Origin of the sequence: Blastococcus sp. TF02-09 (genome assembly GCF_003319105.1) — a bacterium.
Taxonomy (GTDB): domain Bacteria; phylum Actinomycetota; class Actinomycetes; order Mycobacteriales; family Geodermatophilaceae; genus Blastococcus.
The window spans coordinates 1-576 of record NZ_QOHH01000035.1; the positions used below are offsets into that span (position 1 = coordinate 1).

The window sequence follows — 576 nt, forward strand, 5'->3', positions numbered from 1 at the left end:
GTTTGGTTGACGTCAGTAACCTTGTGGGGCCCATCGGCCATCCAGTGCTCTACCTCCGGCAAGAAACACGTGACGCTGCACCTAAATGCATTTCGGGGAGAACCAGCTATCACCGAGTTTGATTGGCCTTTCACCCCTACCCACAGCTCATCCCCTCAGTTTTCAACCTAAGTGGGTTCGGTCCTCCACGCGGTCTTACCCGCGCTTCAACCTGGCCATGGGTAGATCACTCGGCTTCGGGTCTAGAGCACGCGACTAGATCGCCCTGTTCGGACTCGCTTTCGCTACGGCTACCCCCCACGGGTTAACCTCGCCACGTACCACTAACTCGCAGGCTCATTCTTCAAAAGGCACGCAATCACCCCGAACCAGAAGGTCCTAAGGCTCTCACGGCTTGTAGGCACACGGTTTCAGGTACTATTTCACTCCCCTCCCGGGGTACTTTTCACCTTTCCCTCACGGTACTTGTCCGCTATCGGTCACCAGGGAGTATTCAGGCTTAGCGGGTGGTCCCGCCAGATTCACACCGAATTTCACGGGCTCGGTGCTACTTGGGAAACACGTCCGGGAGATGCA

At 56.6% G+C, this 576-nt stretch carries 1 rRNA gene; it reads right to left on the reverse strand.

Annotation, left to right across the window (positions count from 1 at the left end):
• Positions 1 to 576 (reverse strand): 23S ribosomal RNA (locus tag DQ239_RS20045); the annotation flags it as partial.